We start from the raw sequence: 22818 nt of genomic DNA on the forward strand, positions 1-22818 counted from the left end.
CACCTGAACTTTCGACAGGTGTCGCGGACTAGTCCGGGACCACCACGACCCGAGCGGCGCCGAACTGTGCGGCCGCCCACGCGTCCTCGATCTTCGACAGCGGGAACTCCTGCACGGCGATCTCGACCCGGCCGTCGGCAATGAACTGCATGTACTCCGGAATTGCGGCCAGGATCGACTGCACCGAAGCGGATCCGGCGCCACTGCCGGAGATGGTGATGTGACGGCTGCGCAGCAGCGCGGCCGGGACCGCCGCCTCCGCGCCCGCCATGGAACCGATCTGGACATAGGAGATATCCGCGTCGTCCTCGGTCATGCCCTGGCGCCTGAGCGCCGCGAAAGCGGCTTCGGCCGGTGCACCCCAGACATAGTCGAGAACGAGACTCGGTGCCTCGGAGCCGATCGCCTCGGCCAGTGCCGCGGCGGTGGCGTCCTTGTTGTCCTGGAGGGTGACTGTGATCGCGCCGTATCCGGCCGCGCGCTCGAGTGCTTCCGGATTGCGTCCCGCCGCGATCACCCGATCAGCGCCGACCAGAAAGGCGTTCTGCACGGCCAACAGACCCGCGGCCCCCGTGGCGCCGAGGATCAGCACGGTGCCGAGCGATTTCTCGCCGCCCGAGGCGCGCAATGCGTCGCGCCGCTCGCGCAGGATCAGCCAGGAGGACAGCCCGGGGTTGAGACCACCGGCGATCCGCGCGGGATCGGCGTCGGCCGGGAGCGGAATCCGCATCCGCGATGGCACCGCCATGCGCTCGGCCAGCGTGCCGTAGGGAGCCTGCAGGAAGCCGGTGTAGACGAGCGCGCCGTCGGCGGTGCGGGCGACGCCGTCGATGCCCGGGATCAGCGGGTAGGCGTCGGTGCTGCCGTAGTGCGTACCGGCCGCCAGCGAGCGCACGATCGGATGAATTCCGGCCGCGACCAGGTCGACGAGTTCCCGACCCTCGGTCACCTGCGGTTCGTCGAAGTCGGCGTACGCGGGAACCTCGCCAGCGCTGCGCAGGACTGCTGCCTTCATGATCTCCACCATTCTGAATTGAAATTCACTGAATCTGAATTCAGTATGGAGGTTGATAGGTTTTCTTGTCAAGGAGGTGGGTGCGAGTGACGTCGAGTCGCCGGGAGAGGTCAGCAGAGACCGAACAGGCACTGAAGGAGGCGGCGCGGCGGGTATTCGCCGAACGCGGCTACTTGAACACCAAGATCACCGATATCACCGCGGCGGCAGGGCGGGCGGCAGGGTCGTTCTACAACCACTTCGCGAGTAAGGAGGAGCTACTCCAGGCGCTACTGAACGATCTGGCCTCGGCGGGGGATGAGCGCGCGGAGCAGCCCGAGCACAATCCCGATTTCAGTGATCCGGCGGCAGTGCGGTACCACATCGCCGGGTACTGGACCTTCTCGCGGGAGCACGCCGCCGTGCTGCGCGCGATGAGTCAGGCGGCGATCGTCAGCGCGGATTTCGCGCGCGTCATCGGACAGTTCGGTGTCGAGCAGCGCGCGGATATCGCCGACCATCTGGATGGTCTGGCAGACAAGGGATTACGGCTTCCCAGCACTGTCGATGCCAGCCTGGCGATGATGTTCCAGGTGGCTCAGGGCATGCTGACGGCGGTCGAGGACGGGACCGTCCAGTTGACCGATGAGCAGGCGATCGAGGCGCTGACGCGGTTCATCTACCGCGGGCTGACGGGACAGGACTACTGATCCGTCGGTGGCCCGGATAATGCTGACTGGCAATGGATTCCGGCCCAACGGCCGCGCCGGTGCGCGGCCGTTGGATACGGGTCAGGGCAGCAGGACGATGGACCCGGTGGTCTTGCGACCCTCGAGATCGCGGTGCGCCTGTGCGGCCTCGGCCAGCGGGTAGGTCGCGCCGATCCGGATATGCAGCGTGCCATTGGCGATGGCGGTGAGAATATCGGTTGCGCGCCAGAGTAATTCGGTGCGATCGCGGGTGTAGTGCGCCAGCGTCGGGCGGGTGACGAACAGCGAGCCCGCGGGGCTCAGGCGCTGCAGGTCGAACGGCGGCACCGGGCCGCTGGCCGCGCCGAAGAGGGCGAGCATGCCGCGGATGCGCAGTGCTGCGAGGCTGGCCTCGAAGGTGGCCGCGCCGACGCCGTCGTATGCCGCGGCGACACCGACGCCATCGGTCAGCGCGCGGACCCGCTCGGCGAGGTCGTCGGTGTAGCGCAGCACCTCGGCGGCGCCCGCTTCGCGCGACAGTTTTTCCTTCGCATCCGAGGAGACGGTGGTGATCACCCGGACGCCGCGCGCGGCGGCGAGCTGGGTGAGCAGCAGGCCGACACCGCCAGCGCCCGCGTGCACGAGCACGGTTTCGCCGGGTTCGGGCTTGTAGATCGATTCGAGGAGGTAGTGCGCGGTCATACCCTGCAGCAGCGCCGAGGCGGCAACCGGTGCGTCGACACCATCGGGCACCTTGATCGCGACCGCGGCCGGTACCGCGACCCGCTGGGCGTAACTGCCGGGCGCCGCGGCCCAGGCCACCCGATCGCCGATGGCGAATTCGGTCACATTCGCGCCGATCTCGGCTACCACACCGGTGCCCTCGGCACCGGGGACATAGGGAACTGCCTGCGGGTAGCGGCCGGTGCGGATGTAGGTGTCGATGAAGTTGATGCCGATCGCTTCGGTATCGACGAGCAGCTGATCCGGACCGATCTGCGGATCCGGCACCTCGACAAAGTTCAGGACTTCGGGACCGCCATGTTCGGAAACCTGAATGGCATGCATGAGATCTGTTCTACACCCACGCGGGGTGGCCCCGAACGTACCGGCCAGTAAACTAACCGCCATGAGTTCTGATGTCGCCTTGGCCCCAGAGAAACTATCGGGTTCCGTCGTGGATTCGGTCAAGGGATTCGTCGCCGAGCACGGCGGCTCCGCCACCGCCGTCCTGCAGCCCATCGGCCGCCTCGGCGTGCGCGTCACGCTGGTCGGCTCCGACGGCATTCTCGGTGACCGCGTGGTCGCGGACCTGGCGACGGCCAAGGAGTTGGTGGCCACCGTCAACGGACTCACCGAGGCCGACGAATGGGACCGCGAGCTGACCTCGATCGTCACCCCGCGCACCGGGCACTGGGCCAAGATGGCCGGTTGGGTCGCCCGCCAGACCCGTTTTCCGAAGGCGCGCAACGAGCACTGAGCCGCTACGCTCCCGCGCTCTCTAATCCACCGGCGCGGCGCGGGTGTATGCGCAGGGCCAGCCGCACGACCGGGCCCGCGAAGATGCCCGCGAGCCGGGTGTAGGGCCAGATCCCGATGATCAGCAGCAGGATCAGGCCGCGCCCCTGGTGGATGAGCGGGGCGTACCGCATGGCCTCGGGATGTGGACTGATCGTGAACAGCGAGCGGAACCAGGCGAAAAGTGTTTCACCGGTTCGATATTCGCGCGTCGATGCCGGATCGAAATCGATGAGCACCCCGGACAGCAATGCGGCGACCAAGGCCGGGAAGGTGATGCGATCGAGCGGGGTGATCAGCGGGTGCGCCGGGCCCGCGATCAGGTCGGGCAGGAACAGCAGCACCGCGCCGATCACCGCCGCCGTGCCGCCGGCGAGCAGCACGATCGTGATGACGATATGGATCGCACCGGCCGGGTGGGCGTGCGGTTGCGCGGCGAGCATATTGCTGACGCGTGCGATGACGATGAGGCATACCCCGTACCGGAACGCGGTCGTCCCGAAGCGCTGTTCGCGGTCCACCTCCGGGTCGCTGGTGTAGCTGCGAAAGCCATCGCGCCGGTAGCGCCACACGTGCCCCAGGATAAACGATATGAACGCGCCGTAGGGCAGCGCGATCCATAACAGCGATGTCACGGCGAGTTCGCTTTCCGCTTACCGACGATCGGACGTATCAGATTCGCAGAGGCGCCGATGCCGAACAAGGGACCAACGGCCCTTACCGGAAGGTACGTCGCAGGTCAGCGGCGAGTCGTCGGGGGCTCGCCGCGCACGCACCGCTACTTCTGGAGTTCGACCTCGCCGTTCTGCTGTCCCTTCGTGCTGAGATTCATTGCGGGAAGAAGGGATTCGCGTGCGATCGAGGTGAGCGCACCGGCCTGCTGGATGATCTCGGCGAGCGCCGATGTCACGCCCTGCGCACCGTTGAGCACCGTGAATTGGTCGACATGTTCGAATGGGGCCGCCGCAGCGGCGACGATCTGGGGAAGTTTCTCGGCGATCTGCTGCGCGATGACGGCCTCCTGGTTCTGGCTCATCGCCTCGGCGCGCTGCTGGATACCCGCCGCTTCGGCGGCCATATGCGCACGCACTGCATCGGCCTCGGCCAGACCCCTTGCCTTGATGGCGTCGGCTTCGGCCTGACCGGTGAGTCGGGTGGCCTCCGCCTGCGCTGCGGCGCGCAGTTTGATCGCATCGGCCTCGGCCAGCGCCTGCATCTTCGTCTGTGCCGCAGCGGCTTCCGCGCGCAGGCGGGTCTCCTGGGCGTCGGCCTCGGCCTGGCTGATCCGGGCATCGCGGCCCGCCGTGGCCAGGGTGGTCTGGCGATAGGCCTCGGCGTCGGCGGGCTTGCGGATCTCGACCTGCAGCTGCTGTTCCTTCTGCTGCGCCTCGAGTTGCGCTACCCGCGTTGCCATTTCGACGACGGCCTGCCGGGCGGTGGCATCGGCGAGCGGACCCTGCTGGGCGGCCTCCTGACTCGCGCTGTCGACCTCGGCCTGATATCCGGCCTTCTTGATCTGGGTGTCGCGCACCGCAAGTGCGATCTGCGCCTGTGCGGCCTGTTCCTGTTCGATGGCCTCGCGCTCGGCATTGGCGCGGGCGATGCGCGCCTTCTGTTCCACCGCCGCCTGATGCGGAATCGCAAGGTTGGCAATGTAATTCGAACCGCTGGAGATGGACTGGATCTGAAAGCTATCGATGACCAGCCCGAACGATTCCATCTCCTGGGAGCAGCGGTCGCGGACCTGCTCGGAGAATTTGTCCTGATCGCTGATCATATCCTCGACCGTCATCGAGCCCGCGATCGCGCGCAGATGGCCAACGAAGACATTCTGCACCTTGGTTTCCAGCTCTTCGGCCGGTCGGTCCAGGAAGCGGCGGGCCGCATTCGCGATGGACCGGTAGTCGTCACCGACTTTGTAGACCACCACACCCGCCAGTTGCAGACTGATCTTCTGCTGACTCACACAGGGCACGGTGATCTGACTTTCGTGCGCTTCCAATGAGATTCGGCGCACCTTGGTCAATCCGGGTGCGACCATACTGCCGCGTCCGGTGACGATCCGGAACCCCATGCTCTCGCCGAAGGCCTGTCCTTCGCCCGCGCGGAAACCGGAAATGATCAGCGCCTCATCGGGTTCGGCGACTCGCCAGGAGAGCCGGAACAGGATGGCGGCAAGGAATAGCACCGCAACGGCGATGCCGACGACGACCACGAGCAGGACGTCCATGATGAACCTTCATTTCAAGGGAGTGACTTCAACTGTTCGACCACCCAGGCTCCCGACCACGAGCACCTGGGTGTGCCTCGGAATGGTTGTCTCCCCGTCAGCAGGACGCGCGAGGAATCGCTCTGTCCCCGCCCGCACCTCGATCAAAACCTCGCCGAGATGGTCCGGCTTGATCGTCGCGGTCACCCGGGCGATCTTGCCGATCACGTCTGTCGCCACCGACACCTCCCTGCCGCGGTTCGACCACTCCACGGTAGACCTGGCGAAATTCGCCAGCCGGTCGCGCAAGCGATCTTTACGAATCCCTTATGCCTTCCAGTCTCGCGCCCTTGACGCCAATTCGCACCAACTGAAATTCCCGGGTTCATCCGGCCGTGCGAGGCGGGGGACCAAGATCAGGTCGAACTGCTGGCGGGCCGCTTTCGGGCGATGTCGCTTGGGCATCCCTATGATCTTGATAGGCCGGCGGTGGACAGCCGTCCATCGAAACATTAATGGGTCATCAAACGAGTGACATCGGAATGGTGATGGGTGCCTGGTCTCGTGTTCGGCTCGTAGAGTAGGTGACGATGAACGCGGATAAGGCGAGTGAGCTGGCGGCTCGGCGGGTCGGCGCCGCACACACCGACGCACACCAGCGTGTCGCGCTGGCCGAGAGCTGCTATCCACCGGAGCTGCGCGGCTACGGCCGCGCCGAAATCGCTTTCCTGCGTTGGGAACTCGCGCGCGGCGTACTCGATCCGGAGACCGGCAGCCCATGGTGGCGCGCCATCAACGACCGTCTGCTGCACGACAAACTAGAGGCGGCCCTGCTCCATCGGGACGGTGTCCGCGACGCGTCGACACCTGGTGCCCGGCTCTGGCTCGAATTCCTCATCGCGCCTTCTCCCGCAGCGTGGTACCGGGCGCACAACCGCAGCATTGTCTCCGGCTATCTGGAGCATCAGGAGTTGGCCGAGGCCGAGCTGCCCGCCGAGCGACTGATGATCAACGTGACGCTCATGCGGGTGCTGTTCACCCACGTGCTGGTGGCGCGGCCGACGCTGGCGCTGGGCCGGTTCGGCCGCCTCGGCGGCTGGTCGGCCGATCCGCGGCGCAGCTCGGTTCGCCTGTTCCTCGACCTGCGCAATGTATTTCCCGAGGTGTATCCGCTGACGGAATTGTCGGTCGACGCGGTACTCGCGCTGGAGGGCCGTGTCGCGCGGGCGCTGGACTACGGACTGATCGTCCCCAAGCTGGAGCGTGTATACGCCTTCGCCGCGGAACATCTGGACGAGCCGATGATCGTCGGTCTCGTCGAGAACGGAGACCCGTGCTACGCGGGATTTCGCATCCAGCGCGCGCAGCTGGCATCGGATGCGCTGATCAGGACGCTTGCGCGGGTTACTCGGCCGCGGCCGTGATCTGTCCGGCGACCCATCGGCGCTGATCGTGTTCCAGGCTGTCAGTAGTCTCCGCGCACAAGGTTTTTCGGAGGTTCCCCGGCCGCGTATCGGGTGATTTCCGCAGCGACGACGGCGTAGGCACGTTCGAGACTGCCCCTGCTGCTACCCGCGACGTGCGGCGTCAGCAGTAGACCGGGCGCTGTCCACAACGGGTGATCGGCTGGCAGCGGCTCCGGGTCGGTGACGTCCAAGGCGGCGCGTAGCCGCCCTGACTGGAGTTCGGCGAGTAGTGCTCGGGTCTGCACTACGGGGCCCCGCGCGACGTTCACCAATATCGCGCCATCGGCCATCGCGGCGAGGAATTGCGCGTCGACCATGCCGATGGTCTGGTCGGTCACCGGAACCATCAATACGACGGCGTCGTAATCGCCGAGCAGTCCCGGTAGTTCGTCGACGCCGTGCACCCCGTCTCTGGCCGTAGTGCCGACCAGCGTCAAGGTCGCATCGAAAGCCTCCAGCCTGCGACGCAATTCGATAGCGAGATCACCCGCGCCGATGCCGAGAATTCGCTTGCCGGCCAAGGTGTCGGTCTGATGGTAGTGCCAGTGGCGCTGCCGTCGGGCATCGTCGAATTCGACCAGGTCGCGATAGATCGTCAGCAGTGCCGCCACAACCCATTCCGCGGAACTGCCACCATGCGCGCCACGGGCATTCGACAGCATGACCCCGTCGGGCAGCCGACCGATCCACCGTTCGGTCCCGGCCGTGAGCATCTGCACCAGTCGCAGCTTCGGCAGTCCGGCCGGATCGATCGATTCGGGCCCGGTCAGAAACGCCGGAACCAGCACCTCCGCCAATTCCGCTGCGGCGGGCAATGGTTCACCAGGCGTGTACCGCACCGGGTGAATCCCATCGAGCCGGGCCAGCACGCCGACTCCGTAATCATCTGGCACAAGGACGGTGACCGGCATGTCTGCCAGACTAACCGCGCCCGCCGTTGCGGGCACGATTGCATCCGATCATCGGATCTTTGATATCAACCCCGGGCTCCGCCGAAGAATCCCGATGAACTAATTCATCACCGCTGCGGTATCCGACCCGGCTGCGCTCATGCCCGCTCCTGTTATCGACGACGGCTTCGCCACTCCGGATGCCCCGGCAACCTGTGGCCCAATGCCAGCTTGCCTGTCGAATGGGATTCACTGCTCGCCACTGCACAACGTGATATTAGGCATCCAGCCACTACCTCGGTGCGCCAGCAGCGGTCGTGGAGGGCGCGCCGGGTTTCGCATCCCTGTGTCGATGGGAGTTCGGCGCGATACGGGGCCGCGGGTTCGTACCGACTATGCCGACTGTTCGGCTGGGTTCGGGATCGGTGCCGAGATGTGTTCGCGAGTGCGCAATGACGCCCACAGTGCTGCGGTGGCGGCGGTGCAGGCGGCTGCGCCGCCGACGTGGGTGGCGACCAAGGCGGCCGGTACGTCGGTGAAGTACTGCACGACACCGACCAGGGACTGTGCACAAACCAGACCGAGCAGTACGAACAGGCGGGTGCGCACGGCGGGGGTGATGCCGACCGCGAAGAGGCCGAAGGTCAGGCCGATGAGCAGCGCGAGATAGCCGACCAGCAGTTGTGAGTGCAGGTGGACCAGGGTGACGATCTCGACCTGGAGGCGTTCGACGGGGCGCTCGATGCTCTTATCGCCCGCATGCGGTCCCGCGCCGGTGACCAGCGTGCCCGCGATGAGGACGGCGGCGAGTGCGATACCGCTCAGTCCGGTGAGCCAGCGCAGCGGTGTGGGTGCCTGGGTCACCTCGATGCCGTCATCGGGTTCGCTGACCTTCGCGAACATGACGACCGAGACCCACACCATCAGCATCGACGCCAGTAGATGCACCGAGACCGTCCACCACAGCAGTCCGGAGCGGACGGTGATACCGCCGATGACCGCCTGCAGCACGGTGCCGCCGGGCATGAGCCACGCGTACACCAGCACCTCGCGGCGGCGTCGGGCCCGGGTGACGGCGAGCACGATGAGCGCCGCGCACAGGGTCACCGCGAAGCTCAGCATGCGATTGCTGAACTCGACGGTCTGGTGCAGTACCGGAACCTCGGCGACGCCGGTCGGGGTGAAGCTGCCGGGGAAGCACTGCGGCCAGGTCGGGCAGCCGAGTCCGGACGCGGTGACGCGCACGATCGCGCCGGTGACGGCGATACCGGCCTGGGAGACGATGACCGCAACGGCGATCAATCGCTGCACTCGCAACGAGGGCAGCGGGAGTAGATCGACGAGTCGCAGAAATGCGCGATACAGCACGCAATGATGGTAGCCGGGGCGGTTGGACCGCCTGCAGGCGGTCTACTACATATCGTCGTTGCGAGCCCGAACTGCGTCGGGCCTGCACTTTCGAGGAAGCCGATCGCCGGATTCGACTCGAACGCGCGGCCGGGTCCGACCTCAGTCGAAACGGAAGAAACGCGTCGCGAGGAAGCCGCTGACCGCGCCCCACGCGGCGAGCACTGCGATACCGAACCAGTCCACGCTGCTGCGCATGGCGTCTTCGAGAGTGACCGCCAGCGCCCCCGAGGGCACCAGCCGCACAAGCACATTCACCGCCGATGGCAGATCCTCGGATGCGAACACCACGCTCGCAATGCCGAGCATGGCGAACCACAGGATATTCGCCAGCGCCAGCACGATCTCCGCCTTGAGCGTGCCGCCGAGCAGCAGCCCCATTGCCGCGAAGGTGGCGGTGCCGAGCGCGATCACCAGCGCGCCGAGCCCGAGCCCGGCGAGGTCGGGCCGCCAACCGAGCGCGAATCCGATGGCGCCCAACAGGATTGCCTGCAGCACTACGACGATCAGGACCGCGGCGCTCTTGCCCGCCACGATGCCCCAGCGGGGGAGCGGGGTGGCCCCGAGGCGCTTGAGCGCGCCGTAGCGCCGGTCGAATCCGACCGCGATGGCCTGTCCGGTGAAGGCGGTCGACATGACCGCAACCATCATTACCGCGGGCACGATCTTGTCGACCCGGTCGGTACCGAGGTCGCCGAAGGGCAACAGGCTGAGCCCGACCAGCAGGGTGATCGGTATGAACATGGTCAGCAGCAGCTGTTCGCCATTGCGCAGCAACAGGATCAGCTCGAGCCGGGTCTGTGCGGTCATCATCGCGATGCGGCTGCTCGGGCGCGGATCGGGGGTGAAGGTACCCGGTGCGAAGCGGTTCTCGACGCGATCTGGCTGGTTCATCCGCGTAGGTCCCGTCCGGTCAGTTCCAGGAAGACTTCCTCGAGGCGACGCTGATCGATCCGGATATCGGTGGCCAGCACATTCTGCTGTGCGCACCATGCGGTCACCGTCGCCAGCACCTGCGGGTTGATCTCGCCCTCGACCAGATACGATCCCGGCGTCGTCTCGCGCGGCGAGAAGCCTTCCGGCAGTGCGGTTTTCAGCAGCCGCAGATCGAGTTTAGGTGGGGCGGTGAAGCGCAGCTGCCCGGCCGCGCCGTGTGCGGTCACCTCGGCGGGCGTTCCGGAGGCGACGATCTGCCCGTGATCGATGATCACCAGCTGGTCGGCGAGCTGCTCGGCCTCGTCCATCATGTGTGTGGTGAGCAGTACGCTCACACCGTCGCGGCGCAGCGCGTCGATCAGCTCCCAGACGATCAGCCGGGCCTGGGCGTCCAGGCCCGCGGTCGGCTCGTCGAGGAAGACGATCTCCGGCTTCCCGACCAGCGCGCAGGCCAAGGCCAGCCGCTGCTGCTGACCGCCGGAGAGGCGACGGTAGGGGGTGCGCCGGTTGTCCTGCAGGCCAAGGGTTTTCAGCAACCAGTCCGGATCGAGCGGATCCGCCGAGTAGGCGGCGACCAGATCGAGCATCTCGCCCGCCCGCGCGCCCGGGTACGCGCCGCCGCCCTGCAGCATGACGCCGATGCGCGGGCGCAGCCGGTCGGAGTCGGCGATCGGATCGAGTCCGAGCACCCGGACCGAACCCGCGTCCGGAGCGTGGAATCCCTCGCACATTTCCACGGTCGTGGTCTTGCCCGCCCCGTTCGGCCCGAGCAGGGCCAGCACCTGTGCCCGTTCGACAGCGAAGCTGATCCCGTCGACCGCGGTGGTCTCGCCGTATCGCTTGACGACGCCGTCGATACGGACGGCTGGTCCCGAGGCTGCGGTCACCATCGCGCCTCGGTGCTCGGCTCCGTCGCGTCCAAGGGTGCTGTGCCCATTGTGCGCTCGCTTCGCTCCCTCACGGTGTCACACCGTAAGCGGTCGACGGATGTGACCGGGACGACACCCCTGCCAAGTCAGCTCGGTGGTCCGGCAGGACCGACCGCGGCGGCCGCGGAGTCGGTGCCGGACTGGTGCATCCGCCATGGCAGTGACTTGCGGGTTGCCAGGATCATCAACGCACATGTGAGGACCGTGATGCAGGCCGCATAGATAAGGACGAACGGGGGGATTTCGCTACCCGACGGCATGAGCATGACGCTGATCGCCGCCGAGGCGATCGTCGCCGGAACCCGGAAGGCGGGTCGGCTGGCCCAGGCCGCCAGCGGGACGATGCCCCAGAGCAGATACCAGGGCTGCACCACCGGAAACAGCAGGACAACCGCGCCGAAGGCGACACCGAGTGCACCGACCGGATGCAGCCGACCGCGCCAGGTGGCCACCATCAGCCGCACCACGACCAGTGTTGCCGCGGCCGCCGCGATCGGGCGGGTAATGCTCAGCAGGGCGGTGGTGTGGTCGCCCAATCCCAGCAGGACGCCCCCGAATCCGGTGGCGACGCCGAGTGCGGTGGGCAGCGACATCCAACTGCGCACCGAGTTGGCCATGGTCAGGGTGTCTATCCACCCGAATCCGAGACCGCTGCCGAGACAGACCGCGAGCATGACGGCGCCGGTGACGCAGCCGAGCAGCAGTGCCGAACTGAGTACGGCGCGCATATCGCCGCCCCATTTTCGGCTCAATGCCATCCACACGAACGCCAACGCCAGCATCGACGGGATCTTGACGGTGGTGGACAGCGCGATCAGGGTAGTGCCCGCTAAGAGCAGCACGAGTGTGTGTCCGCGCATCGGGCCGGTATTGCTCAGGGCCGCCAGGCAGTATTCCAACCCGACCAGCATCAGGCCGAGCATCATCGCCTCGTTGTGCACACCGGATACCAGATGGAATATCACCAGCGGATTGACCGCGCCCAGCCACAGTGCGGCGACGGGTGATACTCGGCACCGCTGTGCCAGTCGGGGCAATGCCCAGACGATGCAGGCGACACCGATGAGCGCCAGCATCCGGTGCAGCAGTACCCCGGCGAGCATATTGTCGCCGACGATTTCGGCGATGCCCTTGCCCAGCCAGATTGAGAGCGGTCCGTATGGCGCGGGCGAATTCTGCCAGATATTCGGGACGCTGCGAGTCAGAATATGGTCTTGGCCGAGGCCCTGTACCGGACCCACGTCGTAGGGGTCGAGCCCGTTCGCCGCGATCTCCCCCTGTGCCAGGTAGGAGTAGACGTCCTGGCTGAACATCGGCGGCGCGACCGACAGCGGGATGATCCAGAGCAGCAGAGTGCGGTCCAACTGCGAACGGCTGATCCGGCGAATGCGATTGGACTGCAGGCCAAGAGCGAAGCGTCCGAGTAGCAGCCAGGCCAACATCACGATGACCGTGCCGACCATGGTCGTGGCCAGCCCGGAATTGTGTACCCGCGCGGGCAGCCCCAAAATGGCCCGGCCGTAGGTCGGATTCTGCAGCGTGGGCTGGGCGCCGAGCCCGAGGGCGCCGATGGCCATCATGACCGAACCGGTCGCGCCGAGCAGCCGGACCCGGCGCAGTTGCGCTGTCTCCTGCGGGTTGAGCTCGGCGGCTTCGGGTTCGTTGACGTGGAAGGTGTCGCCGACGGTGTGGTCCGGCGGCACATCGAGTCCGATGATGCGACGACCCAGCGAAATGGCGGTGTTGATCGGTGCAGTCCGGCGCAGTCGAATCAGGGTGCTCGAGGTGTCCGACCGGCGTTCGACACCTTCTTCGCCGTGCTCGCCTGACATCACGCGGCCAGCGTAACCGATGCGACCGGCAGTTCCGGTGCTCCGCGGAACCGACCGGGGAGCACGTTCTCATGACGATCGGACCCGGGGCGCACCCTCGGCTGCCGTGCGCTGAACAGTGCCTCAGGATTTTGATCATCGAGGTGTGTCCTAAATCGCACTGGCAATTCTGCCGGACGCGAAGGTCTGCCGCGATGCGGGAGGCGCAGGTGGTGAACTTGGTGCAGTCGCCTGTCCGCCGCCGAAGTGCTCCCGCGCAGGTCATCGGCAGGGCAACTCAGGGCACCCTTATTAGATTCCGGGAAATAATTCCGTCACACTGGTGTTGTGAAAACCGTGGGTTTGCCGCACGACGAGGATGGAGGCACCGGTCGCCGTACCGGTGCCGCCTCTTCGGCTGCGCCTGCGAGCCTGGTCACGAGCGGTGAGGGGCACACCAGAGCCGCCGTAGTCCAACTGCTGCTCGAAGAGGGGCCGATCACCGCGACCGCGATCGGCACCAAGCTCGGCCTGACGCCGGCGGGTGTCCGTCGGCACCTGGACGCGCTGATCGAATCCGGTCAGGCGCGGGCGAGCCGCTCGGCGCCGTGGCAGCAGAAGGGCCGCGGCCGTCCGGCCAAGCAATACCAGCTCACGGCCGTCGGCCGGGGACGGCTCGGCCATGCCTATGACGATCTGGCCGGGGCGGCGATTCGGCAGCTCGGTGAGGTCGGCGGCGAGCAGGCCATCACCGAATTCGCGCGCAGGCGGGCCAGGACCGTCGTCAAGGGCATCGAACCGGTCGCCGAGCACACCGCGGAGAACACCACCGCCAAGGCGGAGGAGATCGCGGACGCCTTTACCGACGCCGGATTCGCCGCGTCCACCCGCAAGGTAGGCGCTGGCGTCCAGATCTGCCAGCACCACTGCCCGGTGGCGCACGTCGCCGAGGAATTCCCACAGCTGTGCGAGGCCGAACTCGAGGCCTTCCGGGACCTGCTCGGCACCCACGTACAGCGACTTGCGACGATCGCCAACGGTGATTGCGCGTGCACGACCCATGTGCCGCTGTTCGTTCTGCCTATTACCGATACCGAGAACGCTTCCCATAAGGCCGCTGCACAGTCCGCAGCGGTACGTACGAACGACTCCGGAAGGAGTGCCGAATGACGACGACCACCGACCAGGTGCAACCGCTCACTCAGGAAGAAACCATCGCTTCCCTGGGCAAATACGGTTACGGCTGGGCCGATTCGGATGAGGCCGGTGCCAGTGCGCAACGAGGCCTGTCCGAGGCTGTCGTCCGCGACATCTCGGCCAAGAAGAACGAGACCGAGTGGATGCTCGAGCACCGGCTCAAGGCATTGCGCATCTTCGATCGCAAGCCGATGCCGAGCTGGGGCTCCAACCTCGACGGTATCGACTTCGACAACATCAAGTACTTCGTGCGCTCGACCGAGAAGCAGGCCGAGAGCTGGGAAGATCTGCCCGAGGACATCAAGAACACCTACGACAGGCTCGGCATCCCGGAGGCGGAGAAGCAGCGCCTGGTCGCCGGTGTCGCCGCGCAGTACGAGTCCGAGGTCGTCTACCACCAGATCCGTGAGGATCTGGAGGCCCAGGGCGTCATCTTCCTGGACACCGACACCGGTCTGCGCGAGCACCCGGAGATCTTCGAGAAGTACTTCGGCACGGTGATCCCGGCCGGTGACAACAAGTTCTCCGCGCTGAACACCGCCGTATGGTCGGGTGGATCGTTCATCTACGTGCCGCCGGGCGTGCACGTCGACATTCCACTGCAGGCCTACTTCCGGATCAATACCGAGAACATGGGCCAGTTCGAGCGGACCCTGATCATCGTCGACGAGGGCGCCTACGTGCACTACGTCGAGGGCTGCACCGCGCCGATCTACAAGTCGGATTCGCTGCACTCCGCGGTGGTCGAGATCATCGTGAAGAAGGGCGGCCGCTGCCGCTACACCACCATCCAGAACTGGTCGAACAACGTCTACAACCTGGTCACCAAGCGGGCCAAGGCGGAGGCGGGCGCGACCATGGAGTGGATCGACGGCAATATCGGCTCCAAGGTCACCATGAAGTACCCGTCCGTGTGGATGATGGGTGAGTACGCCAAGGGCGAGGTGCTCTCGGTCGCATTCGCTGGCGAGGGCCAGCACCAGGACACCGGCGCGAAGATGCTGCACCTGGCGCCGCACACCTCGTCGACCATCGTGTCCAAGTCGGTGGCGCGCGGCGGCGGCCGGGCCTCCTACCGCGGCCTGGTCCAGGTCAACAAGGGTGCGCACGGTTCCAAGTCGACCGTGAAATGTGATGCGCTGCTTGTCGATACGATCAGCCGCTCCGACACCTACCCCTACGTCGATATCCGCGAGGACGACGTGACGATGGGCCATGAGGCCACCGTCTCGAAGGTGTCAGAGGACCAGCTGTTCTACCTGATGAGCCGCGGCCTCACCGAGGACGAGGCGATGGCGATGGTCGTGCGCGGCTTCGTCGAGCCGATCGCCAAGGAACTCCCGATGGAGTACGCGCTCGAGCTGAACCGCCTGATCGAACTGCAGATGGAAGGAGCCGTCGGCTGATGGCAGCCCTGGATAACGTTGCCGCGGCCGCTGAGGCTCGCATCCCGGCAGTCAACAAGGGGGAGGTATTCACTTCCTTCGACGTCAATGCCTTCGAAGTGCCCTCGGCCAAGGATGAGGCGTGGCGGTTCACCCCGCTGCGCCGCCTGCGCGGCCTGCAGGACGGCACCGCCGTCCGGGACGGCGCGGTCACCGTCGAGGTCGCCCCGGTCGCCGGTGTGACGGTGGAAATGGTGGCGCGCACCGACTCTCGTCTCGGTGCGGCCGGTGTGCCGTCGGATCGGGTTGCGGCCCAGGCATATTCGGGTTTCGAGCAGGCGACCGTGATCTCGGTCGGCGCGGAAGTCGAAGTCGCCGAACCGGTTGCCGTTACCGTCACCGGTCCGGGCGAGGGTAAGACCGCATACGGCCACCTGCAGGTCCGGCTCGGCAACTTCGCGGTCGCCACCGTGGTCATCGACCAGCGGGGCAGCGGAACCTACGCCGAGAACATCGAATTCGTGCTGGGCGACAGCGCCAAGCTGATCGTGGTCGCGATCCAGGACTGGGCCGACGACGCCGTGCACGCCACCGCGCACCACGCCCAGCTCGGACGCGACGCCACGCTGCGGCACACCTCGGTCACCCTCGGCGGTGATCTGGTGCGCCTGACCGGCAATGTCCGCTACGCGGGTCCCGGCGGCGATGCCGAACTGCTCGGCCTCTACTTCGCCGACGCCGGTCAGCATTTCGAGCAGCGCCTGCTCGTCGACCACGCGGTCCCGCACTGCAAGTCCAATGTGCTGTACAAGGGTGCGCTGCAAGGTGATCCGCATTCCCCCAAGGGCGATGCCCGCACGGTATGGGTCGGCGACGTGCTCATCCGCGCGGCCGCCGAGGGCACCGACACCTTCGAGGTGAACCGCAACCTGGTGCTCACCGATGGCGCGCGCGCCGATTCGGTGCCGAATCTGGAAATCGAGACCGGCGAGATCGTCGGCGCTGGCCATGCGAGCGCCACCGGTCGTTTCGATGACGAGCAGCTGTTCTACCTGCGCGCCCGCGGTATCCCGGAGGACGCTGCCCGCCGTCTGGTGGTGCGCGGTTTCTTCCACGAGATCATCCAGAAGATCGCGGTCCCCGAGGTCCGGGAGCGGCTGGAGTCGGCCATCGAGGCCGAACTCGCCGCAATCGGCGCATGACCAACCAACCCCTTTGTCAGTAAGGAATCCGAATTCGATGACCACCCTGGAAATCAAGGACCTGCACGTCGAGGTCGCCAACCCGGACGAGACCGCCGAGCCCATCAGGATCCTCAAGGGCGTGAACCTCACCATCAAATCCGGTGAGACACACGCGATCATGGGCCCCAACGGTTCCGGCAAGTCGACGCTGTCCTACGCGATCGCCGGACACCCGAAGTACACGGTGACCTCCGGCTCGATCACTCTCGACGGCGAGGACGTCCTGGCGATGTCCGTCGACGAGCGTGCGCGTGCGGGTCTGTTCCTGGCCATGCAGTACCCGGTCGAGGTTCCCGGTGTCTCGATGTCGAACTTCCTGCGCACCGCCGCCACCGCGGTCCGCGGCGAGGCCCCCAAGCTGCGCACCTGGGTCAAGGAGGTGAAGGAGTCGATGAACGAGCTGGAGATCGACGCCGCCTTCGCCGACCGCAGCGTGAACGAGGGCTTCTCCGGCGGTGAGAAGAAGCGCCATGAGATTCTGCAGCTGGGTCTGCTCAAGCCCAAGATCGCCATTCTGGACGAGACCGACTCCGGCCTGGACGTCGACGCACTGCGCATCGTTTCCGAGGGTGTGAACCGGTACAAGGAGCGCGAGCACGGTGGCATCCTGCTGATCACCCACTACACCCGCATCCTGCGCTACATCCAGCCCGAATTCGTGCACGTATTCGTCGGCGGCCGCATCGTCGCCGAGGGCGGCGCCGAGCTGGCCGAAGAACTCGATGCGAACGGCTACGTCCGTTTTACTCAGACCGCTACCGCTGGAGCCTGATATGACCGCCACGGTCCGTACCCTCGACGTCGCCCGGATCCGGGCCGACTTCCCGATCCTGAGCCGCACGGTTCGGGACGGGAAACCGTTGGTGTACCTGGACTCCGGCGCGACCTCGCAGCGTCCCCTCGCCGTGCTCGACGCCGAACGCGAATTCCTCGTCGAGCGCAATTCGGCCGTGCACCGCGGTGCGCACCAACTGGCCGAGGAGGCCACCGACGCCTATGAGGGCGCGCGGGCCGATATCGCCCGGTTCGTCGGTGTGGACGCCGATGAGATCGTGTTCACCAAGAATGCGACCGAATCGCTGAATCTGGTGACCTACGCGTTCTCCGACAACCGCTTCCCGTACCACGTGGGTCCGGGCGACGAGATCGTCATCACCGAGCTCGAACATCACGCGAATCTCGTGCCGTGGCAGGAACTCGCGCGCCGTACCGGTGCGACCCTGAAGTGGTACGGCATCACCGATGATGGCCGCATCGATCTCGATTCGCTCGAATTGTCGCCCGCCACCAAGGTTGTCGCGTTCACGCACCAGTCGAATGTGACCGGCGCGGTCACCGATGTCGCCGAAATGGTCCGCCGGGCAAAGGAAGTCGGTGCGCTGACGGTGCTCGACGCCTGCCAGTCGGTGCCGCATATGCCGGTGAACTTCCGTGAACTCGGTGTCGACTTCGCCGCGTTCTCCGGGCACAAGATGCTCGGACCGTCCGGTGTCGGCGTGCTCTACGGGCGGCGGGCGCTGCTCGCGGAGACTCCGCCGTTCATCACCGGCGGTTCGATGATCGAGACCGTCACCATGGAGGGCACCACCTACGCGCCGCCACCGCAGCGTTTCGAGGCCGGTGTGCCGATGACCTCGCAGGTGGTCGGATTGGGCGCGGCCGTGCGGTATCTCGAAGCGATCGGCATGGAAGCCGTTGCGGCACACGAACATGCGCTCACCGGTGCGGCGCTGGACGGACTCGCTGCGATCGCGGGCGTGCGGATCATCGGCCCGGTCGAGAATATCGACCGCGGCGGCGCGGTCTCGTTCGTGGTCGAGGGCATTCACGCCCATGACGTCGGGCAGATCCTGGACGACGAGGGCGTCGCGGTGCGCGTGGGCCACCACTGCGCGTGGCCGCTGATGCGCCGCCTCGGCGTGCCGGCGACGGCCCGTGCGTCGTTCGCGGTTTACAACACCCTGGACGAGGTGGACCAGCTGGTAGCCGCCGTGCGGAAGGCCCAGAGCTTCTTCGGAGTTGCATAAGACATGCGCATGGAGCAGATGTACCAGGAAGTGATCCTGGATCACTACAAGCACCCGCATCACCGCGGGCTGCGGGAGCCGTTCGGGGCCGAGGTGCACCACGTCAACCCGACCTGTGGTGACGAGGTGACCTTGCGCGTCCAGCTCGACGACAACGGCGATGTCGCCGATGTGTCCTACGACGGCCAGGGCTGCTCGATCAGTCAGGCCGCCACCTCGATCCTCACCGACCAGGTCATTGGACTGCCGGTGCAGCAGGCGCTGAAGGTCGTCGACTCCTACAACGCGATGATCTCCAGCCGCGGCACCGTCGAGGGCGATGAGGACATGATCGGCGACGGCATCGCGCTCGGTGGAGTGTCGAAGTATCCGGCGCGGGTCAAGTGCGCGCTGCTGGGTTGGCTGGCGTTCAAGGATGCGGTGATTCGGATAACCTCCGCCGAAGAGGCCAAGCGGACTATGGGCAGCGATATCTCCACGAATGGAAAGCCGGCATGAGTGAGACACCAGTGACCGAAACGACCGAGCAGATCGAACTTTCGGCCGAGGCCATCCAGCAGCTCGAGGATATCGAGGAGGCGATGCGCGACGTCGTCGACCCCGAACTCGGCATCAATGTCGTCGACCTCGGACTGGTCTACGGTATGAGTGTCGACCAGGACAATATCGTCACCCTCGACATGACCCTCACTTCGGCGGCCTGCCCGCTGACCGATGTCATCGAGGATCAGTCCCGCAATGCCCTCGTGCGCTCCGGACTGGCCGAAGACCTCAAGATCAACTGGGTCTGGATGCCCCCGTGGGGCCCGGACAAGATCACCGAAGACGGCCGCGAACAACTGCGCGCCTTGGGTTTCACGGTCTAGACCGCGAATACGCTGCCGCGCCGAACCCGCGGCGCGGACCGTGACGAGACGGCCCTGAGACCAGCGCGCGGGTCAGCACTGCTGTTGGAATGGGAAGCACGTTGCCGCAGGTGGCGCGGATGGGGGTGCGGGTTCCGGCGGCCCAGTCGGCTCGGTGCTCGATCCCGGGCGTTGCTCGACGACGGTGGTAGGGGTCGGGTCCATACCTTCGGAAATAAGCAACCAGGTCGTGCCGACTATTGCCCCGACCACCACCACCGTCGCGAGCAGTTGCGGCAGGCCCGAGATGAGCTTCATCCCTTTGGCGCACACAGTGGCAACACCGATACGCACCGCGGAAGCCAGCCGAGGAGCCGAAACCCGGTGCGTTGGTTCGGCGGCGGGTGTGCTGTCCGGCCACACCAAGGGCATAGGTTGCGGCTCGGCCCTCGTCGGCGGCGGTTCCAATGCAACCGTCGATGAAGGCAGTGGCTCTTCCTGCGAAATAGGCTGCGCCCCAACCATTGCCGAAGGCTGGGCCGGTGCTGTCGCCAATGTCTGCGGCTGAATCTCCGACAGAGACTCCGCCGCCTCCTCGGTCCAAAGCTGCCGCGTTTCCATCGATCGACTTCGACGGTCGAGGTCACGGCGGAACGGAAGCTCTTCCGACGACCTATCGGGCTCGATCCACGACGACCATTGGCCAGTGAAATCCGACGACAACTGCAGAGCCGACCGAGTCGACTGCGGCCGTAGCGCATCCGGACGGTCCATCGGCTGCGGCTCCGGCGGCGCCGCGGATACCTGGGTATGCGCCCCCGTAGCGGCACCGACGTCGAACCGCGAGTGTGCCACGCCTGTCAACGGCTCCTCGTCGATGTCGGTCGGGAGCCATGGCGGGTGTGGAGTACTGGAATGTGACAGCTCCGACGACCGGCGACCGTCGTCGGGAAGTTCGATGGCGCGGAGCGCGGCCGACGCATGCGCTTGCACCAGCACCTTCGATGCGGGGCGCGCAGGTCGCCTGGTTTGCGACGGAAATCCCTCGGCCACAAGCTCTTCGATCGTGACCACATGTGCAAGGCTGAGCTCGCCGAGCAGTGCGTGGGCCTGCTCCGCGGTCCAGATCAGCTTCCGGTTCGCCGTTCGAAGGAACCAGGCCCGCAACCCCGCCGACGAGTCGAGGACCACGGTACCGCCGGGCTTTCGCGATTCGGTGTCCAGTGTGATGGTCGCTTCTCGGGGCGGCACGACCACGATCAGCCTGTCCACGTGTGCGTCCGGTTGTCGCCTGCGCACCATCTGGCTCAGGAGGTTCGCATTGCTCGCCACCTTGCCGAATGGGTCACTGTCGCGGAGGGGAACCGGCTCCCCATCGATTCCGGAAAGCTGCCAGCGCCCGTCGGCCCCCATCGACAGCACCCCGCCGGTCGCCTCGGCAGCGATCTCCTGCACCTCGATCACGACCACAGCGCGCGGAGTAATGACCACCAGGTCCATCTGCTGCGTCGCACCACCTGGGTCGCTGTCGGGGATGGGATACCCCGAAACAGCAAGCCCCACAATGACATATTGGCCGTGCCAAGTCCGTAGCCAATCGAGCACACACTGTTCGGATCGTTGCGCCGACCCTTCATAGACAACCAGCATCGAGTCACTCTTCCGTCTCGCCCGCCCAGTCGACTCCACAACGGTATTCATCGCAGACACCCTGTGAGAATGCGAAAGGCATACAAAGAGCAGGGTTTTGGCGACAAAAGGTGTGACTACATCGGTGCGTCGGCAGATGGGAGTGTCACGGCGGCCAGCATACCGATCCCGCCATGGGGTGAGCACGGCGGCGTGCGGGAAGGTGACCCCGCGCTCATCGCCCACCTGCGAGATCAATGAAGGCCCCCGCAGCGGCGCCACTGGGTCGCATCCGAGACGGGACGCGCTGTGGCGCTGTGGGATCGCTGATTCCCGTCATGTCGGGTCGCAGTGCTAGAAAGATTTGGACAATTCGGATCGGACCGGTCCGGATCTCGATCCGAAGCGACTTTCAGAACTGGGGAGATATCACATGTCACTGTCGTCCAAGGCTGCCATGGGTCTGGTGGCCGCATCCGCTGGTGCCTGCATCGCCGCTGGTGCCGGTGCCGCACAGGCGGATGAGAGCCTCTACGGCTCGCTGGCGATCTCGACCTCGCCGCGGGGCGATGCGACCCTCGGCTGGGCGTACAACTACTCGAACTATGCCGATTCGGATCGCGCCGCGGTGCAGCAGTGCGGCCTTTCCAGCTGCCATGTCATCGTGCAGTTCGCCAATGCGTGCGCGGCCGTGGCCCGCAACGGCGATGACCACCTGGGCTGGGCCTGGGCACCGACCCGGGCCGAGGCCGAACAGCAGGCGATTGCCAATGCCGGGCCGACCACACCGCCGCCGCTGCTGAACTTCGGCAGCTCGGCGCCGCGCGGACCGCGCATTGTCGATTCGCAGTGCACCGCGAACGCGGGCTGACGTCCTGACCGACCGAGTGCGCTCTCGACGCGATTCGCGTCGAGAGCGCACGTTTTCGCGAGGCCAAAGGCCGAACACTCAGCGGCGCAGCACCTTTCGTGCAACGAAATTGCCGAGGAACTGAATCCCCTGCACCCCGACGATAATGATCAGCGTGGCCACCAGCGTCACCTGCCAGTCGAAGCGCTGATATCCGTAGACCAGCGCGAAATCGCCGAGCCCGCCGCCGCCGACCGTGCCCGCCATGGCGGACATATCGACAATGGCGATCACCACGAAGGTATAGCCGAGGACCAAGGGCCCCAACGCTTCCGGGATCAACAGCGTCAGAATGATCCGCAGCGGACCGGCCCCGACGGCCCGGGCCGCCTCGATAACGCCCGGATCCACCGTGACCAGATTCTGTTCCACGATGCGGGCGATGCCGAAGGATGCCGCCACGATCATGACGAAGGCCGCGGCCTCCGTGCCGATCGTCGTCCCGACCACTTCGAGGGTGATCGGACCGAGTGCCGCGAGCAGGATGATGAACGGGATCGGCCGGACCACATTCACCAGCACGTTCAGCAGCAGGTTGAGCGGCGCGTTCGCGAGCAGTCCGCCCTTGCGGGTGGTGTACAGGGCGGTGCCGAGGAGCAGCCCGATCAATCCGCCGACCACAAAGGTGAGCAGCACCAAATAGATGGTGGTGCCGATGGCCTCGGTCAGTACCGGCCGGAGTTTGTTCCAATCCGTATGCACGGCTAGTCCTTTCAGCCGACGCAGATCGTT

The 22818-nt window shown here is 66.1% G+C and carries 23 protein-coding genes; 11 read left to right on the forward strand and 12 right to left on the reverse strand.

Going from position 1 to position 22818, the window contains the following annotated elements; all coding sequences use genetic code 11:
* Positions 1 to 28 precede the first annotated feature (28 nt).
* Entirely contained in the window at positions 29 to 1015 is a 987-nt protein-coding gene (locus tag ACWEO2_RS10825) for a zinc-binding dehydrogenase (protein WP_452405091.1), read from the reverse strand.
* Positions 1016 to 1101: 86 nt separating this feature from the next.
* Here ACWEO2_RS10825 and ACWEO2_RS10830 point away from each other — a divergent pair, with 86 nt between their 5' ends.
* Complete coding sequence (locus ACWEO2_RS10830; RefSeq protein ID WP_354958585.1) at positions 1102 to 1704, forward strand: TetR/AcrR family transcriptional regulator; 603 nt, start codon at positions 1102 to 1104, stop codon at positions 1702 to 1704.
* Positions 1705 to 1785: 81 nt separating this feature from the next.
* Here ACWEO2_RS10830 and ACWEO2_RS10835 read toward each other — a convergent pair whose 3' ends face one another.
* Positions 1786 to 2751: a quinone oxidoreductase family protein gene (locus ACWEO2_RS10835; protein ID WP_452405092.1), complete on the reverse strand. Its 966-nt coding sequence runs from the start codon at positions 2749 to 2751 to the stop codon at positions 1786 to 1788.
* Between the two features lie 61 nt (positions 2752 to 2812).
* On the opposite strand from ACWEO2_RS10835, the gene ACWEO2_RS10840 reads away from it, so the two are divergent.
* Positions 2813 to 3163 (forward strand): hypothetical protein, encoded by a 351-nt coding sequence (locus ACWEO2_RS10840; RefSeq protein ID WP_452405093.1) that lies wholly within the window; start codon positions 2813 to 2815, stop codon positions 3161 to 3163.
* Between the two features lie 4 nt (positions 3164 to 3167).
* Here the strand turns inward: ACWEO2_RS10840 and ACWEO2_RS10845 are convergent, their stop codons facing one another.
* The 3 genes from ACWEO2_RS10845 to ACWEO2_RS10855 all read right to left on the reverse strand — a co-directional run bounded on the left by ACWEO2_RS10845 (position 3168) and on the right by ACWEO2_RS10855 (position 5650).
* Positions 3168 to 3836 carry a respiratory nitrate reductase subunit gamma gene (locus tag ACWEO2_RS10845; protein WP_452405094.1) on the reverse strand — a complete coding sequence of 223 codons (669 nt, stop codon included), beginning with the start codon at positions 3834 to 3836 and terminating at the stop codon, positions 3168 to 3170.
* 143 nt (positions 3837 to 3979) lie between these two features.
* Entirely contained in the window at positions 3980 to 5431 is a 1452-nt protein-coding gene (locus ACWEO2_RS10850; protein WP_452405095.1) for an SPFH domain-containing protein, read from the reverse strand.
* Positions 5432 to 5440: 9 nt separating this feature from the next.
* The gene (locus ACWEO2_RS10855; RefSeq protein WP_354958579.1) at positions 5441 to 5650 is read right to left on the reverse strand and encodes a hypothetical protein; all 210 of its coding nucleotides are present in this window, start codon (positions 5648 to 5650) and stop codon (positions 5441 to 5443) included.
* A gap of 350 nt (positions 5651 to 6000) precedes the next feature.
* On the opposite strand from ACWEO2_RS10855, the gene ACWEO2_RS10860 reads away from it, so the two are divergent.
* Positions 6001 to 6834: a hypothetical protein gene (locus tag ACWEO2_RS10860; protein ID WP_452405096.1), complete on the forward strand. Its 834-nt coding sequence runs from the start codon at positions 6001 to 6003 to the stop codon at positions 6832 to 6834.
* 41 nt (positions 6835 to 6875) lie between these two features.
* On the opposite strand, the gene ACWEO2_RS10865 is transcribed toward ACWEO2_RS10860, so the two are convergent.
* The 5 genes from ACWEO2_RS10865 to mptB form a co-directional block, all read right to left on the reverse strand.
* Complete coding sequence (locus tag ACWEO2_RS10865; protein ID WP_452405097.1) at positions 6876 to 7787, reverse strand: 2-hydroxyacid dehydrogenase; 912 nt, start codon at positions 7785 to 7787, stop codon at positions 6876 to 6878.
* 372 nt (positions 7788 to 8159) lie between these two features.
* A complete protein-coding gene (locus ACWEO2_RS10870) occupies positions 8160 to 9134 on the reverse strand; it encodes a COX15/CtaA family protein (protein WP_452405098.1) in 975 nt (324 codons plus the stop codon).
* 141 nt (positions 9135 to 9275) lie between these two features.
* The gene (locus tag ACWEO2_RS10875; protein ID WP_452405099.1) at positions 9276 to 10067 is read right to left on the reverse strand and encodes an ABC transporter permease; all 792 of its coding nucleotides are present in this window, start codon (positions 10065 to 10067) and stop codon (positions 9276 to 9278) included.
* Entirely contained in the window at positions 10064 to 10999 is a 936-nt protein-coding gene (locus ACWEO2_RS10880; protein ID WP_452405100.1) for an ABC transporter ATP-binding protein, read from the reverse strand. The genes ACWEO2_RS10875 and ACWEO2_RS10880 overlap by 4 nt, the downstream gene beginning before the upstream one ends.
* 125 nt (positions 11000 to 11124) lie before the next feature.
* Positions 11125 to 12870 carry a polyprenol phosphomannose-dependent alpha 1,6 mannosyltransferase MptB gene (gene mptB, locus ACWEO2_RS10885; protein WP_452405144.1) on the reverse strand — a complete coding sequence of 582 codons (1746 nt, stop codon included), beginning with the start codon at positions 12868 to 12870 and terminating at the stop codon, positions 11125 to 11127.
* A 327-nt stretch (positions 12871 to 13197) separates the two neighbouring features.
* Here mptB and ACWEO2_RS10890 point away from each other — a divergent pair, with 327 nt between their 5' ends.
* From ACWEO2_RS10890 to ACWEO2_RS10920, 7 genes are read left to right on the forward strand one after another with little or no spacing between them, the layout of a single operon-like run.
* On the forward strand, positions 13198 to 14019 hold the full coding sequence (locus ACWEO2_RS10890) for a helix-turn-helix transcriptional regulator (RefSeq protein WP_452405101.1): 822 nt from the start codon (positions 13198 to 13200) through the stop codon (positions 14017 to 14019).
* The gene (gene sufB, locus ACWEO2_RS10895; protein ID WP_355177973.1) at positions 14016 to 15452 is read left to right on the forward strand and encodes a Fe-S cluster assembly protein SufB; all 1437 of its coding nucleotides are present in this window, start codon (positions 14016 to 14018) and stop codon (positions 15450 to 15452) included. The genes ACWEO2_RS10890 and sufB overlap by 4 nt, the downstream gene beginning before the upstream one ends.
* Entirely contained in the window at positions 15452 to 16633 is a 1182-nt protein-coding gene (gene sufD, locus ACWEO2_RS10900) for a Fe-S cluster assembly protein SufD (protein ID WP_452405102.1), read from the forward strand. The genes sufB and sufD overlap by 1 nt, the downstream gene beginning before the upstream one ends.
* Before the next feature lie 37 nt (positions 16634 to 16670).
* Positions 16671 to 17447: a Fe-S cluster assembly ATPase SufC gene (sufC, locus tag ACWEO2_RS10905; protein WP_452405103.1), complete on the forward strand. Its 777-nt coding sequence runs from the start codon at positions 16671 to 16673 to the stop codon at positions 17445 to 17447.
* A 1-nt stretch (position 17448) separates the two neighbouring features.
* Positions 17449 to 18702, forward strand: coding sequence for a cysteine desulfurase (locus ACWEO2_RS10910; RefSeq protein WP_452405104.1), 1254 nt, complete (start codon positions 17449 to 17451; stop codon positions 18700 to 18702).
* Positions 18703 to 18705: 3 nt separating this feature from the next.
* A complete protein-coding gene (gene sufU, locus ACWEO2_RS10915; protein ID WP_354958436.1) occupies positions 18706 to 19200 on the forward strand; it encodes a Fe-S cluster assembly sulfur transfer protein SufU in 495 nt (164 codons plus the stop codon).
* On the forward strand, positions 19197 to 19568 hold the full coding sequence (locus ACWEO2_RS10920; protein ID WP_452405105.1) for a metal-sulfur cluster assembly factor: 372 nt from the start codon (positions 19197 to 19199) through the stop codon (positions 19566 to 19568). Before sufU ends, ACWEO2_RS10920 begins: the two co-directional genes overlap by 4 nt.
* Positions 19569 to 19640: 72 nt before the next feature.
* Here ACWEO2_RS10920 and ACWEO2_RS10925 read toward each other — a convergent pair whose 3' ends face one another.
* Entirely contained in the window at positions 19641 to 21197 is a 1557-nt protein-coding gene (locus ACWEO2_RS10925; RefSeq protein WP_452405106.1) for an NERD domain-containing protein, read from the reverse strand.
* 412 nt (positions 21198 to 21609) lie between these two features.
* Between ACWEO2_RS10925 and ACWEO2_RS10930 the strand changes: the two genes are divergently transcribed.
* On the forward strand, positions 21610 to 22047 hold the full coding sequence (locus tag ACWEO2_RS10930; protein ID WP_452405107.1) for a DUF4189 domain-containing protein: 438 nt from the start codon (positions 21610 to 21612) through the stop codon (positions 22045 to 22047).
* A gap of 78 nt (positions 22048 to 22125) precedes the next feature.
* Here the strand turns inward: ACWEO2_RS10930 and ACWEO2_RS10935 are convergent, their stop codons facing one another.
* Entirely contained in the window at positions 22126 to 22788 is a 663-nt protein-coding gene (locus ACWEO2_RS10935; protein WP_452405108.1) for a methionine ABC transporter permease, read from the reverse strand.
* Between the last annotated feature and the right edge of the window lie 30 nt (positions 22789 to 22818).

The sequence above is a fragment of the Nocardia sp. NPDC004278 genome, from assembly GCF_053602975.1.

Coding starts and splice junctions, on each gene's coding strand:
- ACWEO2_RS10880 (WP_452405100.1), bottom strand. CDS start 10,999: ATGGTGACCGCAGCCTCGGGACCAGCCGTCCGTATCGACGGCGTCGTC.
- sufB (WP_355177973.1), top strand. CDS start 14,016: ATGACGACGACCACCGACCAGGTGCAACCGCTCACTCAGGAAGAAACC.
- ACWEO2_RS10910 (WP_452405104.1), top strand. CDS start 17,449: ATGACCGCCACGGTCCGTACCCTCGACGTCGCCCGGATCCGGGCCGAC.
- ACWEO2_RS10925 (WP_452405106.1), bottom strand. CDS start 21,197: ATGCTGGTTGTCTATGAAGGGTCGGCGCAACGATCCGAACAGTGTGTG.
- sufC (WP_452405103.1), top strand. CDS start 16,671: ATGACCACCCTGGAAATCAAGGACCTGCACGTCGAGGTCGCCAACCCG.
- mptB (WP_452405144.1), bottom strand. CDS start 12,870: ATGTCAGGCGAGCACGGCGAAGAAGGTGTCGAACGCCGGTCGGACACC.
- ACWEO2_RS10930 (WP_452405107.1), top strand. CDS start 21,610: ATGTCACTGTCGTCCAAGGCTGCCATGGGTCTGGTGGCCGCATCCGCT.
- ACWEO2_RS10850 (WP_452405095.1), bottom strand. CDS start 5,431: ATGGACGTCCTGCTCGTGGTCGTCGTCGGCATCGCCGTTGCGGTGCTA.
- ACWEO2_RS10860 (WP_452405096.1), top strand. CDS start 6,001: ATGAACGCGGATAAGGCGAGTGAGCTGGCGGCTCGGCGGGTCGGCGCC.
- ACWEO2_RS10875 (WP_452405099.1), bottom strand. CDS start 10,067: ATGAACCAGCCAGATCGCGTCGAGAACCGCTTCGCACCGGGTACCTTC.
- ACWEO2_RS10825 (WP_452405091.1), bottom strand. CDS start 1,015: ATGAAGGCAGCAGTCCTGCGCAGCGCTGGCGAGGTTCCCGCGTACGCC.
- sufU (WP_354958436.1), top strand. CDS start 18,706: ATGCGCATGGAGCAGATGTACCAGGAAGTGATCCTGGATCACTACAAG.
- ACWEO2_RS10865 (WP_452405097.1), bottom strand. CDS start 7,787: ATGCCGGTCACCGTCCTTGTGCCAGATGATTACGGAGTCGGCGTGCTG.
- sufD (WP_452405102.1), top strand. CDS start 15,452: ATGGCAGCCCTGGATAACGTTGCCGCGGCCGCTGAGGCTCGCATCCCG.
- ACWEO2_RS10840 (WP_452405093.1), top strand. CDS start 2,813: ATGAGTTCTGATGTCGCCTTGGCCCCAGAGAAACTATCGGGTTCCGTC.
- ACWEO2_RS10920 (WP_452405105.1), top strand. CDS start 19,197: ATGAGTGAGACACCAGTGACCGAAACGACCGAGCAGATCGAACTTTCG.
- ACWEO2_RS10835 (WP_452405092.1), bottom strand. CDS start 2,751: ATGCATGCCATTCAGGTTTCCGAACATGGCGGTCCCGAAGTCCTGAAC.